Below are 16,548 nucleotides of genomic sequence, written 5' to 3' on the forward strand. Positions count from 1 at the left end.
GTTTCCTAAGTTTAGGAAAGCCTCCATAATGAAATCTTAATTGTTCAATTTTGAGCCTTAGGCATAAATCCTGTAAAACAACAGACAATTGAGAGCAATCATCAAATATTTAGGATATAATACTGTGCGCCATCAGATAACGACTGGTCTTATACTGCCAATTATCGTGATGGATAATTCTTTCCGTGGCGTACTGCAATAGTTCATTGTACAAGCTGTGCCGCAGTTCCGTATTATTCATGCGTTTAAGATATTTCTTGACAAATTTTTCAAAAATATCTTTGCGATAAATATATAACGGCCCCATGGTTTTCGTAGTAAACTCAATAATGCTATACATTTCAAATTCGATTACAAGGCATTCGCTTGCAGATACACGATAAGCATCTGTACTATATGGAACATATTGGCTCCAGAATTGCAGACGTTCATCATTGCTGTTTTTGGAGAAGCTCTCTCGAATCAGAATATAATTCAGCCAGCGGTGATACTTGAGTTCCTGCTCAGGCGTGAAACCGGAAAAGAAATTCTTATACTTTAGCGTTCCTGCATCGCTGGTATAAATATTGCGAAGATAGGAGCCACACTGGTAGTATCTCTGAAAGTCCTCAACTTTCAGTTCTGTCAAGATATTCTTCAGGAACAGCTTTATAGAATCCGGAGAATACTTCTTCAAAGCAGGCAGCATATCCCGGTCAGAAATTTCAAGATAGCCTGTTCGATCACAGAAAGTAAGGTATTCCTGAATACAAAGCTGTCCTAGCCGAGTGGATGGCATGATTCCCAACGTCATCAGGCGGTCAGAAAAACGGATGCGGTCAGATTTTTGCCAACGCATACACTCTCTGCCGACTGCATAGGGGATATTTTTACTGGGAAACCACTGCATCATAGTGGTGTTTTCCAGTTTGGTGTTGGAAACGATTTTCTTTACCAGTTCAGGCTTGTCCTGTACGATACGATAAAGGAGATAGCATAGATCTTGATTCGTGAAATAATCCTGCCAGAGAATAAAGAGCGACCGTGCGATTTCTTCATTTGCGCGCAGAAATAAAATCCTTGTCAGGTTGAGAAGCGGAAGATGCAGAGAGTTTGCTGGCACATAATTTGCCAGCAGCCGCACTTTGCGAATTGGAATGGTAATGGCTTCTCCATCTACATCTTCTTTGGGTAGTTTAGCCCACTGGCGCACTTCGTCTAAGAAGCTATTATCAAGCTGATAATTCTTGATTTCAGAACTTGTAGGATGTTCTTTCCGCACCTGCGCAGCAATAGCCGGAAGTTTAGAAGGCTTATAGCTTGTTTTCATTTTGTTTCCTCAAGCATTTCGGCAATCTGATTTATCATTTCCTCATCCTTTAAGCGGAACTTGATTTCCACACGGCGGGATGCCTGCATATCAACCGTTCCGTCCGCTGCATAAATAGGCGCACTCCACGAGCGTCCATTTGCGGTCAGCAAAACGCGCAGCTCTTCCAACTGGCTGTCCGAAAGAAAATGGTTATTTTCATCCAGACAGTAGGACACGACGGCAAATGCACGGTTCTGCGACAATTGAAGGTTGTACATATAACCGCCATCTGTGTCGGTATGTCCCTCAATGATAATTTCAGCGACATACGGTGAAAAGTCCTTGCCCAGCAGAACAGAAAAGTATTTCGGCAAAAACTCTGCCAGAAAAGTCTTGCCGGAATCCTGGAGTTTATCATCGTTGTAGCCAAAGAGCAGCGTTGAATCAAAAGTGATTGCACCAGACTGTGCATCCACCTTGACGGAAAGGTCGTTACCAGAGAACTCTTTGCTCAGGGCATCAATCAGATCTCCACGAACACCCACAATCGTATCAATTTGCGACTGCTGATTCAGAATAATCTGTTCTTTTTCTTCCAGCTCGGCCTGTTTCGCTTCATAGGTTGCGCGGGTTTCCAGCAGGGTACAGGACAGGATCAGAATAAAGACCAGCAGCAGTGCCGCCATCATGTCAGAGTAGGAAAGCCAGAAATTCAGCTTTTCGCCGTTTTTATTTCGTTTGGTATAGCGTCTCATTGACGATTCCCTTCTTCATTAGCCACAGCAGGAGCCTTTTGCTCAACCAGTGCGGTCAACTTTTCCATTGCATCCAGATAACTCTGAGTCTGGCTGGTCAGTTTAGCGAGAACCGCTTCATACTGCTTCGTAGATTCACGGATAACGTGCGGCAGGGCCTCAGTAGTATCGCGCACATCGGCAATGGTGCCGCTCAGGTGCTGCGAAATATCGGTCAGGCTGCTGTCGAACGACGTAAAGGTGCGATCAAGTACATCATCCAGATTCTTATCCAGCAGCTTTGCCGCGTTCTCCATGCCAGCGGTCGCAGACTGAATTTCGCTTGTAGTCTGACCTGCAAAATTGGACAGACCAGACACCTCTTTATCCACAGCTTCCACCAATTTTTTGTGCTCTTGTTGTACAAAGTCGGAGAAGTCATTGGTAGCCTGCATCAAAGCATCCGACTGTGCCTGTGTTGCCTTGATTGCTTCCTCAATCTGCTGCTTGCTATTTTGCATCACATTATTTGCAGCCTCAGAAATCACGGACATCTGCTCAGAGGATGCCTTCGTCAGTTCCATCAGCTGTTTGTGGTTTTCTTCGCTCAGTTGGGCGGCAGTGTTGGACAGCAACTGCATTTCGCTTTCAGCAGTCTGTGCCAGCGTTTCCATCTGCGAATGGCTAGCCTCTGTCAAAACCTTTGTAGATGCGGCCAGAGCGTCCATATCTTGCTTGGCAGCATCCACAATACCACTGATCTGGTCTTTGCAATGGTCCGACAGCATATCAACGGCCTGCTGTGCAGCATCCGCTTCTTTTTTCACGTTGTCTGCCAAATCAGCAACACGGCTTTCGCTTTCCACCAATTTATCCAAATAATTGGCTTGTCGTTCGCTGATTTCATTGCTGTTTGCAATCTGCTGCTGAATGAGTTCTGCTTCAGAATGGAGTTTTTCCTGATACTCCTTCAGAAGCGTGACAAAACCGTTCATTTCTTCAACGGTCTGATGGGAAACGGCATTGACTTTTTCAATTTCGTTCGATGTATCGCAAATGCTATCCACAATTTTTTGCATTTGCTCGGTGGACGCTTTCTGCCATTCGCAAGTTTTCTGAATCGTTGCGGCCAGTTCATCAAACTGCCCACGCAGGGATTCGTTCATGCAGCGAATAAATTCCTGCACGACCTGATTTAGGCCATCTTTCTGCTGCTGGCTTGCAATTTCGCTGAACTCTTTAACAGTAGACTTCATTTCATCGAAAATCGGAACCAGCTCGGTACGCATGGTATTAGCGATAGAGGTGCTGACAGCTTCCGAAACGACGGTAGCAAAGTTTTTCATCAACTCGGTCTGCTGCTGTTGGTAACCCAAAAGCTGGTTTTCGGCATTACTGGAAGAGCCATCTAGATTCTTGTCATGGAATGCAGTTACAAAATCTTCAAGGCTTTGATTTGTGCTGTCGACGTACTTTTTATAGATATGTGAAAACGCAAGAGATAGTAGCACACCAACAATACTTGTCAAAAAAGCTGTACTCATGCCACCAAGAAGGTGGGTGATACTAACCATAACAGCATCTGTAGTGGATGTGTCAAATCCACCAACACCGAGAACTAAGCCAACAAAGGTTCCTAAAATTCCAAGGCCAGTCATAGTTCCGGGAACCAATTCACAGAATCCGGTGTGTCCCAATTCGTCTAAGAATTCCCCGTTAAAGAAATCTGTAATATCGACAAAAGGAGCCGCAAAACTAGTGCTTTTTGTTCGCTGATACGCAGCTCGATACTCTTCAAGTTTGGCGTTTAATTTATCAGACTGAAATAATTTGTTTTGCTCGCTAGTCGTTCCGTCAAGATACTCCTGTAAATCAATAACAGCCTGGGCATCGGTTTTAATTCTTTTCCCTATTAATGCAAAGTCTTTCTGATATTTTGATAGATTGACAATATGGTAGAATCCACATCCAACAAAAAACGCCATGAGTGCATAAATTATAATTGACACCAACAGGTTTAGACTCATAGTAGTCTGGCTCCTTTATAAATTCAATTCAATTTCAGCGGTTTCTATCGCGGTGCCATTTTTACAGACACACCGGATTTTATATTTAATTGTCTTTCCACCCTGAGCGGCAGCATCCAGATACATGGTCTGCTCCACAGGAAGCTCCGCAAGAGTTGTCCATCCATAGACATCCGAGTATTTCTGGACAATATATTTTTCTGCTTCAAAAAGCATACTCCATTTGAGTTGGAGGCCAGAAAAGGTAAACTGCAACTCTCGAATTTGAAATACAGGTGGCTTGCTTGGGGCAATCAGCTGAATATCTGCGGAATGTGCAATATCTTTTCCAGATTCATTCAATCCCCGGATTGCATAAGTATAGCAGCAGTTAGCTTCCACATCGTAATCCTGATACCGTGGAATAGGGAAAGAACCTTCCTTGATTTTGACAGGTTGCTCTGATTCTTTTGCCCGCCAGATTTCATAGCATTCGATTTCCGATTGTTTTTCCCATTGAAGCCGAATGCCCATGCGAATAGAATCCTGCGAAATTGATTCGATCTTGAGCAGATTTTCAGCTGGATTCTGTTGTGGCTTTATCGGAATTGCAGGTCGTGCAGTAGATTCAGCGGAATTTATGCGAGATTCTCTGCACTCGTCAGCATCATTAAGTGCACGATAAAGAATATCTGCATCAACGCTGTCTTGCCAATAATCAATAGCATTCTTAGCTGCGTTTTCCAGCATGGCATACTGGCTGACAAGACCTGTCGTGATTTTCAACCTATCATCTGTTGAAATCGGATTGCTGCGTTGGATGGCTTCTAGTATTCCAAGTTCATAGGCTGCTTGCAATACGCGAAACTTCGGCAAGTCATTCTTCAGAGCATCTTTTAGCAAACTTAATGTTCGGGTTTTATCTTTGAGTGCCGGTGGACACTGTTTCAGATATCTTCCAAATTCGGTCATGATCTTTCCTCACACACAACACAAAAAGGCCCACGCCACATCTGGCGAAGACCTTTTGACGAATCAATGTGAAATCCCTTGAGTTTCCTGCATTACTTCCGATTTTGCCGCATCCTGAATGGAAATCAAGTCTTTCGCATCGGAATCGGGTACAACTACATTCTCAGCCTGTATTGCAACATTCCCCAAGGTATCGCGTTCCAGTGCGTTCAGTCTGGCTTGCAGTGACTTCCATTCAGCCTGCGCCTTATAAAGAGCGACCTCCGATGCTTTTAGACCAGCTTCAGCATCCAGCAGACGTTCCGTCAGTTTCTGAAGTTCCGTCCGGTTTCGCTTCATGTTGTTTTCGATATAGTTTCTCTTCTCGATGGCGGATCGATGGGTGCGCTCTGCCTTTTCTAATTGGGCTTTCAGCCGGATTTCTTCGCCGCACAGCCTAATTTTAGCAACTGAACCTTCAGAAAGATCCGTGCGAATAATGCCTGCAATGGAAACATCATCACCGCTGCCCCGTCTGGTGATTTTTGGCAAGTAGTCACGGACTTCATTGTTACCAACTTCTGTACTATGTTCTGCAAAGACAATGAAAATGTTTCGATACAGTTCATGCAATTCCATCTCAGAGGAATAGCTGTCATCAATGCCATCACTTCCGATAAAAATTGCAGCAGGGAAATCCTTTTGAATTACATAACGAAATTCTTCAATTGCATCGCTGTCACAAATACTGGTGGTAATATTCTGTTCACAAGCTTCATCCCATGGGATAGGCTCGCAAAGCGTTCCATTTTCCAGAAGTTCAACACATTTCCCATCTCCAATGTGGATGCCAAACCAACCCTCGCTGGTCATACAGACTGCAATCAGGGTCGTTCCATAAGCCTTGGCATTATATTGCCCGGAAGCGTACCGTTGCTTATATTTCTCTGATACTTTTGCCAGTTCTTCCGGCTGGAATGGTTCACAGGCAACATCATTTTCTACCTGCGTATACCACCGAGCAAGAATATTTTTGGAAACCTGAATCAATTCGGTTTCAGAATCAGGAACAGTGGACAGATGATTTTCCCGCGCTTCCTGTACAAAGGCCTTGATAGCTGTCAAAGCCGCAGAAACCGCAAATTTACTGCCACGGTCTGTGCGAATATAGTTATCGCTGCCGTGACCGTCTGCCACAGCAATAATGCTTACATCTTCAAAGTGGCACTCACCGGATGCATCCTGACAAACCTTGTTTGCTTTAATATGGTTATAGCCTTGTACAGAATGAGCGAACTGGTAATATTCAGCCATAATTTGACCTCCCACCGAGAATCAGCTTTTACCAGTTGCCCCAATCCTGATCCAGTGAAACATCAATGGCACCAGAGTCACCACCAGAAACAGGGCTGTTCTGAGAAGCATCCTGCTTAATCTCATTGACGGCATCCTGTGCAATTTTGGCACTATCATCCTCGGCACTGGAGGTCGTATCACCGGATTGCTTGCTGTGACTCTGGAACTCCGATGCGCGGACACTGACCTTGCGAATCAGAGCTTTCAGCGTGTGCTTATCATTGACCGTAATGACAGACTCAATCGTTCCGGTAAACTCGGCCAGAACCGTCTTATCTGCATCGTCACCGATGGCAATGGCAATTTTAATAGCGTGTTTGAACCAGTTGTTCAGCTTCAGCTGTTTTAATTCCTTTTCCCAGTTGTCCGTGGGGCCGCCATCACTGAACAGCAGAATGACCGGAGCATACGCTCCTGTCTGGCTGTTCAAATACTCATTGCGAGAGAGTTTTTTATCCAGTTCCTTACAGGCTGCGCCCAAATCGGTCACGCCGCCTGCATTCAGATCGTTCCAGATCACATCTCCAATAGCAATAGGACCACTCTGCGGAGTGATCCACGAACAACCACTGCTGAACTGCATGATGGCCACTTTGATTTCAGCATCATCGTTTGCTGCGCTGATCTCCGGCAAATCACTGGTAATGGCTTCCTCCATTGCGCTGTTGACGCTGCCGATTTTGCTTCCGCACATACTGCCGGAGGTATCGACCACATAAAACAGCGTCATGACTTTTCGAGGGGCAGGTGCTACGTTATCCAACAGAGACATTTTTCTTCACCTTTCTCTTTTACTTGATAATTCCAGAATCATTCGTTCCACCAAGGAAATGGATTTCAAATCCAGCGCGAACGGGTACAACTTGCTGTGGTGGCAGGGGACGCTGAGAACCATCTGGCAGATTTACGCTCCAAGTGCGCTGGCTGAGGTTTCGGAGGCCAAGTAGTCTCGGATCTTTCGGATTCTTCACTACTTCGGCTACCTGTGTGCGGATATCTTCCAGAGAGCTGTCCACTGTCCACAAACTGATTTTCAAGCCGGGGAAGATAGGCAGAATCTGATTTTTGATTTGCAGAGCATTTGTAATGGGAATCTTTTTGCCGCATTCCATGCAGGGAATATCGTGGCTGCCCTTGAATGTATAAAATGTTTCCTGACCGCAGTATGGGCAGCGGCCAATTTCCGTGCGCAGGCGGATAAAAATATCCATCCACTCTTTTTCCAGAATGCGTGGCTTTTGCTTCATCATCACATCATGACTGAATGCACGGATAAAAGCATCTTTTACATAGTCTGGATAAACGTTCCAGAACAGCTTCAGATTGTGGTCGGTTCCCGGAATCGGACGATTTTCCGAAGTGGTCGGGTCATAGACAAAAATTGGAGCACTGCCATAATATTTCTGCTCTAATTCTTTTGTCATACAAGGAGGTGTACTATAACGGCCTTCCAACGGGTGATTGATAAACAACAGCCGGAACAATACCACTGCCAGACTGAACCGGTCGCTGTTCTTGTCCGGGTCATTCTTACCCATAACAATTTCCGGAGCCATCCAGCGCTGCTTACCCATAATGCCAAGATTGGTTCCGAATGGACTGACATTATCATTATCGCAAATCAGCACATCGCCATTTTCCGGATTGATAAAGAAGTTGCCGTTGTTGATATCCTGATAACTGTATCCATTATTGTGCAGAGCACGGAAGGCTTCGATAATATTGATTGCTGCCGTACAGAGGGCGTAGAAACTTTTGAAACGCGCCTGTTTCTGCTTTCGGCCACCCACAAAAAAGTTGGTCAGTTCTTCGTAACCAGACGGGCGCACATCCATCAGATAGCCAAACTGGTCGTTATAAACTTTGGTAATGGCTTTTGGCCAGAGAAAAGCATCCGTTGGCGCACCATTGCTAATATTGTTTTCGAGGTTCTTATAGAAGTCATTTTCCTTTCCCTTGAAAACTCCCGGATGATACCATTTCAGAGCATAGGTTTTGCCGTTGTACGATACCTTGTAGACCGTACCCTGACCACCAGAACCAAATTCATCCAGAACCTCAACCTGTCCACCAGCTTGAATATCCAGCTTATCATGTACTTTTAGATTTCCCATATTGCAATACCCTTTCGATGATTTACGTCATAATTTGAAGTGTCTGTACTGCCAGATCCGCACGAGGCAGAATAAAGTTTATGACCTTTTGTCCAAATTGAAACCCGATTGCGTTGGAATAGGGATGGAATGCGGAAAGAGAACCAATGGACTTTTCTAAGCCGCCTTTCTGTGAGGTGAAAATAATACGTTTGTTGGTAATATAAAGGTATCCCGGTATGTAATCCACCTTGGTCTCTGTCACAGGGACAGATTCGCTGCTGCCCATGTGATACCGTACTCCTTTGAAAAAGACGCTTGGCATACTGGTGCCGCCGGATTTCCGGATATTTCGTGTTGTGGTCGTTTCAACCATTTCATAGCTCTTGTCTACAAAGCAGCATTTTTCGCCTTTTTTAAGCATCAGGTTGGGAACGTTTAATTCCGCCAGACTGCCGCTTTCAATCCGGGAGATTGCAGCAGAAGGCAGAACCGTCTGACTGGTAGAAAAAGTCGGCATGGGTTTCTGTTGTGGTTTGTTGAAGATACTCATAATCTTTTACCGATCTCCGCTGCTGTCAAAACCAGAACCATCATAAATACCGAGTTTACCAGTCGTTCCGCACCATTCACAGGTGAAAAGACCGCCCAGACCAGAAGTATTATCGCAATTCAGTCTTCCGCAGCTGCATATTACGAATGACTGAGCCTTACAATAAGGACAACCCGGATAATCGTTTGTCGGCTCAATTACACCAACAATTGAAGTCTTATCGTAACCTTCGTGTTTTGCGGTTGATTCTTTGATTGGAAATGCCCATGTGTACTTCCAATGCTTCTTGCCTGCCTTTTCAAAGCGGACGCCGTAGACTTTATGAGTTTTTCCGCATTTGCAAAGGGCAACGGTTGCTTCGATGTCATTCGTCATAACTTTTCCTTATTGCTCAATTGTAAGGGCGTAGTTTGTGTGAATTTTATGTAACAATTATAATGCTTTTACAATAGTGCGTCAATGAGAATGCAAATATATTCCATTTTACATTCAAAATATTTTGAAATTTATGCTTCTGTATCAATTTGCAATCATAACTTATAAACATAAAAGGGGAAAACACCGCATAACTCAGCATCTTCCCCTTTAGGCATTACACAAAAATCAATTCGTTCTTAATAACTTCCTCCGCTCGGTTCTGGATGCTGTTCATCCTCTGCACCCATTCCATTTGATTTACAGCTTTCAGTTCTTCGTTCACGCCCTCACTTTCTGCCATTTGCTGGGTAAGCAACTCCAGCCGCCCCTCTGCCTGTGCATCAATGTCAGTCAGATAGCTGTTCAATCTGCCAGACAGCAGGAGAGCCTGATACCGTGCAGGGCAATGTTCTTTAAGATACCGTTTGTACATTCTACCCCAGCAGCTAACAGGACGAGAATCCTCTGCCAGAATTAAAGCCGGGAAGTAGTAATCTCCGACCAGCACATAGTCCAGCCCATTATTATCATCATGCAATCTAGTGTTCGACTTTTCCATCGCACACCTCAAATCTTTCTCTGCTGGCGCAGGTACTCTTCAAAAATGCTTCTCCGAATCAGAATCTTCCGGCCAATCTTATAGATAGCCCCACATTCATGTGCCATCCGGGTGACAGGTTTCAGTCCCAGTCCATAATAATCGCTTGCCATGCTATAAGTCACGAACTCATGCCGCATGAAATCCATATCTTCATCGTCGATCTGGTCAGAGAACATCCATACGCTGCCGCTCATTCGTCCTCGACCTCCTCCACGGTAATTTTTCTTGCAGGTTCATGGAAGCGTTCCAAATAGGCATCAAAAATCTCCCGGTTGATAAGTACCGTGCTGTCGAAGCGGTAGATTGCCCCGGCATCGCTGGCAAGCTCCAGCAGCTTCTTGTGAGAAAGGCTGTATACGATCTCTGCCTGCTGGTAACGCAGGAACTGGCGGCGCAGCTTGCGAAGCTGGTCAGGGATTCCTTTCATGGGTTTGATGGTCTTATAGTCGTTTTTCATAATCTTATCCTCCGTTTTTTGTGACTGTCTGACAGAAGTTGGCCGCAGGAGCAAACAAAAAGAGCACCTCTCGGATGATTCCAAGAAGTGCTCTTACAGCTTTGTTCAAGCCTTGTGCGTTTTGTCTGAAATCCGTCACGCTTCATAACGGGACGTGATTCTTCAGGATTTTGCTGTCAAATTGATGTCAAAACGGGAATGACACAGCTTTTGTAAGAAAATCAGAAGTACAATCTTTCGTTTCTATGTTGATTTTCTTGTGGTTCACTGGTCGATGGGCTTCATCGTGGGGATGTCATCGACGAACGGTTATAAGCCTTTATTTCTTGATACTACTCTACACCACAAGGGTTGAATTTTGCCATTCCATTTACATCTCTACACAAGCCTTTATCCGAACTGTATCGTTTGGCGTATGAATTGGCGTAAATGGCGTATGGCGTATTTGGCGTATGCTTTATTTTATTCTTCAGGGTCTTTCCACTGTGCGAACTGACGGTCAAGATTTTCAAATTCAGACTTACGCAATTCCTTGGTCACATCTGCATAGATGTTCAAGGTTGTGGAAATATCAGAATGTCCCAGCGCATCCTGAATCACCTTGATGTTCACGCCCGCTTCGCACATCCGGGTCGTGAAGGTATGCCGCAGGGTATGGCAGCTGAAACGCGGCAGGAGTACGGTGCTGTTCGGATTCTTCGCAAGCACTTCATCGTTGCAGTCCCGGATGATGCGCCGGATGGCCTTGTTCAGCGTTCCCTGATGCTGGCACTCACCAAAGCGGTTGACAAAGATAAAGTCCGTGTAACCGTCCACCGTTACCGTGCAATGGATCTCTGCTTCTTCCTGATAGGCACGTTCCTTTTCAAAGGCTTCTTTCACGAAGTCCATCATCGGAACAGTGCGGACACCAGCCTTTGTTTTGGGCGAGTGGCAGTTGAAGTAGCAGCCCTTCTTGCCGCCGTTGTTCTCACGGTGGTCGTAGTTGACCAGCGTGTGATTGACGGAGATCGTGCCTTCCTCAAAATCCACATCACACCAGCGCAGACCAGTGGCTTCTCCTACGCGCAAACCAGTTCCCAGCATGACCGCGAAAATTGGATACCAGTGCTGATACTTCGGCGTTTTGGAGAGGTAGGACAGCAGCAGATTCTGCTCTGCTACGGTCAATGCCTTACGGCGGTTGGTTTCAAACTGGTGTGCCTTTTTCAGCTCCCGCAGAACGTTGTCTGAGGGATTGCTCCGCAGATAGCAGTCATCCACCGCCATGTCCAGCACCTGATGCAGAACCGTGTGTACACTGTCAATCGTAGAGATCTGCAAGCCCCGCTCGTCTGCCAGCGTGTTGTAGAACTGCTTAACGTCCGACTTCTTGAGCGCAGACACCTTCGATTTGCCGAAATCCGGCTCCACGAACTGCCGATAAAGGTACAGATAATTCTGAAAGGTGTTGTCCTTCAGACCACGCTTCACCTTTGCCCACAGGGTGAACACATCATTCAGGGTGACGTACCGTGCTTCTGCCTTGATGCCTTCCAGCGAATCTCGCTGAATGTCGTTTTCCTTTTCCCGAAGTTCCTCCAAGGTCGCGGCATAAATAGAATGTCGCTTGCCATCCGGGGAAGTCCAACGGAAATCGTACTTGCCATCTTTGCGCTGGGATTCGCCCTTGCGGAGAACCACACGCGCCTTGTCCTTGCGTTTCGTATTCCGATTTGTTGCCATGAGCGTTGCTCCTTTCTACATTGCGGTACAGAAAAGAGCGTTGTTCTGTGTTCATAGTACCACAGATACGCCATTCTCTGCAAGACGTTTTGAAAAATATCCGGGACATTTTCAAAGCGAGTACATTCGCTCCGTGTATTCATCCAGCTTGCGCCGCTTGATGAGCCGCTTGGAACCCACCCACAGCACGAACTGACAATGCTCCTTATCCGATAATGAACGCAGCTTGTTGATGCCAATGCCGGAATAAGCCGCAGCTTCCTCCAGCGTTAAATTGCTCTTTTCCCAAATCGGAACTTGTCGGGACTTGGTCCCTCCATCTTGCTGATGCAAGACCGTTCCATCGCTTAAAGTCCCCACCGGGGACTTCATTGCTTCGCAAACGCGAACTTCCTTCATAGGCAGACCTCCAATTCCTTGTAACCGAACGCCTGTAACCGGGCAGGAAAGCTCTCTTTTTCTGCACACAGGGCATCCGGTGGGCTTTATACTTTTTCTTATCTTTTTAAGGTTACATGGTTACAGAAAGAGGAAAACGCAGCAATCATGCGGTTTTTGCGATGTAACTGCAGCGTAACCAAACCTGTAACCGACCGTGTAACCGCTGTCCATCAGAAGGGAAAGCCCAGCTGCTTAGCTTCTGCATCCGTTATTTCGGAGAAATCTTCAGCCCCGGTTTCGGGGCTGGTTACGCGCTCCCAGCCTTTCTGAACGCCGTACTTCGGGTAACGCTTGGCGGTTTTGTGAGCCTGCCAGCCTTGGATATCGCCGCGCGAAATTCCCGTGTTCATGATCTCGCAGATGGCGCGGGTCTCCCACTCTGCCGGGATATTGGTGTTGCCCAGTGCTTCTGCGTAAAGCTGCTTGGAACACACCCGGTCACCCGTGTAGTCCTCCAGAAAGGCGTAGATCATGCCAGCCTGCGCATCCTCCTGCATGAAGTCCTGCTGATGGACTTGCAGGGTTTCCTGCATGGCGGGGCTGAACGCCAGCTTGTAATTACCGCTGTTGTAAATCGTCATGGCTTCTGCCCAGAGCTGGTCGATATAGGTGCGAGATTCCTCCTCATTGTCCAGAATGTGAACTTCGGCCAGTTCCGCATCCACCGGGATGGGGATGAAGCGGCGGTTGCCCGTGCGGTCACGGGGCAAAAAATCCTGCCGGTTGGTCGTGCCAGCAAAAACACACTGGCGCAGACGGTCGGCAGGATGTGTTTCGTAGGGGACTTTATAGGTCTCCTTCTGCTTGCTGAGAAAGCTCTTGATTTCCTCGATGCTTTTGGCATTGGCGGTGGCAATCATCTCCGACATTTCAATGATCCAGTGACCTTGCAGCTTGCGGTACACGTTGTCGTCGTCCAGCCGACGCAGGTCATCTGAGAACCACTCGTCCTTGACCGCCAGCAGCCGGAAAAAGCTGGACTTCCCCGCACCCTGACCGCCCACCAGACAGAGCATGGTCTCAAATTTGCATCCCGGCTGAAATACCCGCTTGATGGCTCCCAGCAGAAAGATTTTCATAGCTTCGCAAGTGTACTCGTCCTCCGCAGCACCGAGAAAATGGTGCAGGACGTGGGCTATCCGTGCCGTGCCGTCCCATTGCAGGCCGTTCAGGTAATCCCGGATGGGGTGGTAGCGATTCTCGTTGGCAATGATGCGGATGGCGGATTCAATCTTCTTTTCGCTGAAAATGCCGTACTTCTCCATTCGCCGCAGGATATACTTCATATCGGTGTCGTTCAGCGTCTTGCCGGAGCGGGGCCAGCCCACAGGCTTTACGATGTCGATGCGCTCGCTCAACAGGTTCAGTCGAATGGCATCGGCCAGCACATGGTCGTTCTGCAAAATCGTGATGCAGTTCTGGATCGTCCGCTGGATTTCGCCGTTGGAGTGCTTGGACAGCATTTCCTTCACATCGGTAATGGTTCGGGGAGCGCGTTCTTCGTTGACTTCTTTGCTCAATAAACATCACCTCGTACTATTATTGAAAACATTTTTCTGACTTTTCGGCGGTAGGCGGCGCAGATGGCTTCCGCTGCGCCTGTTCCGTCTGCAAGCGGCTCAACAGGTGCAGAACGGAATCCCGTGCTTTCTCCTTGACCTGCTCCTTGCCCTTCTGTCGGACTTCCGGCTTCAGCAGCTTCTCCTGCAGACGTGCGGCGGTGGTCTGCATGGTCTTGAGGAACTTGTTCAGCGCATCGTCCAAACGATGGGAGGCATATTCCCTAGTAGCTTTGGGAGCTTTTCTCTCTGGCGATAACACCCACCTCTTCGTGTCCTCGATCATCCGCATATCTTCCTTGCGGGTCTCGGTGCGTACCACGTCGGTCACGACCTCCACCGCCTTGTCGTAGGCTGCTGCCGAAACTTCATCGATCAGCGTTTCCATGTCGTTGACCTTGAGGGTCAATTCGTCCAGCTTGCTCTGATGGGCGGCAAGCTGCTCCTTCTGCTTGGCAAGGATGAAGTCCTGCTTTTCCAGATATTTGCGGTTGCCGTATTCCGCTTCTTCCTCCAGTTCCAGACCATGCCGCTCGGCGATCTCAAACAGCATCTTTCGGCAGGCGGCATCAAAGGTGATCTTGCGGTTGTTGCAGCGGCTGAGGGGCTTGTCCGGGGCGGGCAGCTCGAAGCCCAGTGCTTCCAATGCCTTTTCCTGCTGGGGTGCCACCTCGCCGTACTTGTTCTCGCAGTCGAACACATGACGCTCGTGGATGTGGGGTGTGCTTTCGTCCAGATGCAGTGCCCAGTCCAGCACATGAACATGGTCGCCATACTTGGCTTCGAACTTCTCGATGAACTCTGTGACGACGCTCAGCAAGTCCTCTGCCGAAGCGTGTTCATCCAGCGTTCCAAGTTGATAGATGGTCTCTTCCGGGCAGGTCTTGCGGCTGGACAGCAGGTCGGGAATGGAGCGGTTGCGCTCCGTGTGCCGGATTCTGGCGTTACGCTCGTTTTGGCCTTCAACAAAGGCCGTGTAGTGGGTCTCGTAGAACTGCCGTTCCACATCCGAGAAGGTCGCAGCCAGATCATTCGGGTCTTGTGGGTCGAGAGCCGAACGGAAGCCGTGAAAGCAGTCCCAGTAGATGTTGCCTTTGGCTCGTTCCGGGTCGATGTGCTCACTGTTGGCAAGGTTGAAACTGCGGTCATTGTGTTTGGGGTTGTAAGTGCCGTGGGTTCCGGCTCGTCCGTTGTGTCGTGTTAATTTCAGATAGGCATTCCTCCGTTTCAACATCTTGGCAGGGAGAACGCAGCAGCGAAGTTGCTGAATCTGCCGCCGTTTTGCGCCAGATAATACCCAGTAGGATATGACGCACAGCATCATATCACTGGGCAAGGCGTTCCCCCTTGACTCCCTTCAAAGAGCTGCGGTCTCGCCTGTCGGCTCGGTCGGTGCTTCAAAATACCTGCGGCCTTTTGAGGTCGCCACTGGCGACCCGCACCTCTGCACTCTTGCTCCGGGCAAACTGTCCTGAACGGACAGCTCGTCCGGCTTTTTCAGTTGGCCAAAATGACCAACTGATTCTGTTACGGGTAAAATCAAGTGCCGGGTGGCGGCACCTGATTTTCAACAGACCTTGAGACGGTACGAAAAACGATGTGCTCATTTTGAGTACTTGCAGCATCTGTAACACGTTTTCGATAGACTTTTTGTCGGCAGGAGTTGCTGCAATATCGGGCATCTGCACGTTTGGGCGTGAATTTTTCACCGCAGCACTGGCAGACCAAATCCTGACGGCGCATTTGGCGGTATTCCCGCTGCCGCAGATTGTTGGCCTGATTGCCGCACCAGTAGCTGTGACAGTATTTCTTGGTGTAGATGGTGGTGTAGAACACCCGACCGCAGCCGCCGCAGATAAGTTTGTGGACGGCGTATCCTCCGGCGGTAAAGCCCGTTTCCTCATACGATTCTTTCAAATAATCCTGATTGTTCTGCTTCCATTCTTCGTTTGTCATATACATGGAGATGACCCTCCTTTCACTGGCGTTACAGAAAAACAATGTGGTCAATTTGACCACATTGTTTTCTGGTAACTGAGGAATCAACGTTTAGCCGTTCTCCCTGCATGGCTTTCCTGCCCCCTTCCGGCGGCGTTTTCCGGCTCTCCTTCTCAGGGTCATCGCCGGGTATCCCATGCAGACGGTCATGCGGTTTTCAAGGTGCGGTGCTGGATTTGGCAATAAAAAATCGCCACACAACAACCTGAACCTGACCATCCCTTCTGGGATGGCCTTGGTTCGGGTTTGCTATGTAGCGATAAGAAAGTCAAAAATTTGCTCCGACTCCTTCGGGAGCCGAGCTGGAACTCTAAGTAAATATGTTATATTAAATTGTTGGGATAGACTACCACAAAAATCGCAGTG

17 protein-coding genes are annotated in these 16,548 nt (G+C 47.7%); all 17 read right to left on the minus strand.

All coding sequences use genetic code 11. The features are described 5' to 3' along the window. Positions 1 to 109: 109 nt before the first annotated feature. The 17 genes from MTP43_RS11175 to MTP43_RS11255 all read right to left on the minus strand — a co-directional run bounded on the left by MTP43_RS11175 (position 110) and on the right by MTP43_RS11255 (position 16,146). The gene (locus tag MTP43_RS11175) at positions 110 to 1,309 is read right to left on the minus strand and encodes a hypothetical protein (RefSeq protein ID WP_005920609.1); all 1,200 of its coding nucleotides are present in this window, start codon (positions 1,307 to 1,309) and stop codon (positions 110 to 112) included. Then, the gene (locus tag MTP43_RS11180) at positions 1,306 to 2,046 is read right to left on the minus strand and encodes an OmpA/MotB family protein (protein ID WP_005920611.1); all 741 of its coding nucleotides are present in this window, start codon (positions 2,044 to 2,046) and stop codon (positions 1,306 to 1,308) included. The genes MTP43_RS11175 and MTP43_RS11180 overlap by 4 nt, the downstream gene beginning before the upstream one ends. Continuing rightward, positions 2,043 to 4,052 (minus strand): MotA/TolQ/ExbB proton channel family protein, encoded by a 2,010-nt coding sequence (locus MTP43_RS11185; RefSeq protein WP_005920613.1) that lies wholly within the window; start codon positions 4,050 to 4,052, stop codon positions 2,043 to 2,045. Before MTP43_RS11185 ends, MTP43_RS11180 begins: the two co-directional genes overlap by 4 nt. A gap of 15 nt (positions 4,053 to 4,067) precedes the next feature. Further along, complete coding sequence (locus MTP43_RS11190; RefSeq protein ID WP_005920615.1) at positions 4,068 to 5,003, minus strand: hypothetical protein; 936 nt, start codon at positions 5,001 to 5,003, stop codon at positions 4,068 to 4,070. A 63-nt stretch (positions 5,004 to 5,066) separates the two neighbouring features. Then, positions 5,067 to 6,296, minus strand: coding sequence for a PP2C family serine/threonine-protein phosphatase (locus MTP43_RS11195; RefSeq protein WP_005920616.1), 1,230 nt, complete (start codon positions 6,294 to 6,296; stop codon positions 5,067 to 5,069). A gap of 28 nt (positions 6,297 to 6,324) precedes the next feature. Then, the gene (locus MTP43_RS11200; protein ID WP_044959561.1) at positions 6,325 to 7,110 is read right to left on the minus strand and encodes a vWA domain-containing protein; all 786 of its coding nucleotides are present in this window, start codon (positions 7,108 to 7,110) and stop codon (positions 6,325 to 6,327) included. Positions 7,111 to 7,129: 19 nt separating this feature from the next. Then, positions 7,130 to 8,452, minus strand: a complete 1,323-nt coding sequence (locus MTP43_RS11205) for a protein kinase domain-containing protein (RefSeq protein ID WP_005920620.1) — start codon at positions 8,450 to 8,452, stop codon at positions 7,130 to 7,132. A 22-nt stretch (positions 8,453 to 8,474) separates the two neighbouring features. Further along, positions 8,475 to 8,984, minus strand: coding sequence for a hypothetical protein (locus tag MTP43_RS11210; RefSeq protein WP_005920622.1), 510 nt, complete (start codon positions 8,982 to 8,984; stop codon positions 8,475 to 8,477). 6 nt (positions 8,985 to 8,990) lie between these two features. Next, on the minus strand, positions 8,991 to 9,359 hold the full coding sequence (locus MTP43_RS11215; RefSeq protein ID WP_112121397.1) for a TerY-C metal binding domain-containing protein: 369 nt from the start codon (positions 9,357 to 9,359) through the stop codon (positions 8,991 to 8,993). Positions 9,360 to 9,576: 217 nt separating this feature from the next. Then, complete coding sequence (locus tag MTP43_RS11220; protein WP_005920627.1) at positions 9,577 to 9,960, minus strand: TnpV protein; 384 nt, start codon at positions 9,958 to 9,960, stop codon at positions 9,577 to 9,579. 8 nt (positions 9,961 to 9,968) lie between these two features. Continuing rightward, positions 9,969 to 10,196, minus strand: coding sequence for an excisionase (locus MTP43_RS11225; protein WP_005920629.1), 228 nt, complete (start codon positions 10,194 to 10,196; stop codon positions 9,969 to 9,971). Next, positions 10,193 to 10,459: a DUF6462 family protein gene (locus MTP43_RS11230; RefSeq protein WP_005920631.1), complete on the minus strand. Its 267-nt coding sequence runs from the start codon at positions 10,457 to 10,459 to the stop codon at positions 10,193 to 10,195. Before MTP43_RS11230 ends, MTP43_RS11225 begins: the two co-directional genes overlap by 4 nt. A 462-nt stretch (positions 10,460 to 10,921) precedes the next feature. Beyond that, entirely contained in the window at positions 10,922 to 12,184 is a 1,263-nt protein-coding gene (locus tag MTP43_RS11235; protein WP_112121396.1) for a tyrosine-type recombinase/integrase, read from the minus strand. A gap of 111 nt (positions 12,185 to 12,295) precedes the next feature. Next, positions 12,296 to 12,583, minus strand: a complete 288-nt coding sequence (locus tag MTP43_RS11240; protein WP_112121395.1) for an excisionase — start codon at positions 12,581 to 12,583, stop codon at positions 12,296 to 12,298. Between the two features lie 212 nt (positions 12,584 to 12,795). Continuing rightward, positions 12,796 to 14,088, minus strand: coding sequence for a virulence-associated E family protein (locus MTP43_RS11245; RefSeq protein WP_242983601.1), 1,293 nt, complete (start codon positions 14,086 to 14,088; stop codon positions 12,796 to 12,798). Positions 14,089 to 14,164: 76 nt separating this feature from the next. After that, the gene (locus MTP43_RS11250; RefSeq protein ID WP_249235194.1) at positions 14,165 to 15,508 is read right to left on the minus strand and encodes a plasmid recombination protein; all 1,344 of its coding nucleotides are present in this window, start codon (positions 15,506 to 15,508) and stop codon (positions 14,165 to 14,167) included. 215 nt (positions 15,509 to 15,723) lie between these two features. Continuing rightward, positions 15,724 to 16,146 carry a hypothetical protein gene (locus MTP43_RS11255; RefSeq protein WP_181573308.1) on the minus strand — a complete coding sequence of 141 codons (423 nt, stop codon included), beginning with the start codon at positions 16,144 to 16,146 and terminating at the stop codon, positions 15,724 to 15,726. Positions 16,147 to 16,548 lie beyond the last annotated feature (402 nt).

Source organism: Faecalibacterium sp. IP-1-18, assembly GCF_023347355.1.
In the GTDB taxonomy this organism is placed as follows: Bacteria; Bacillota; Clostridia; order Oscillospirales; family Ruminococcaceae; genus Faecalibacterium; species Faecalibacterium prausnitzii.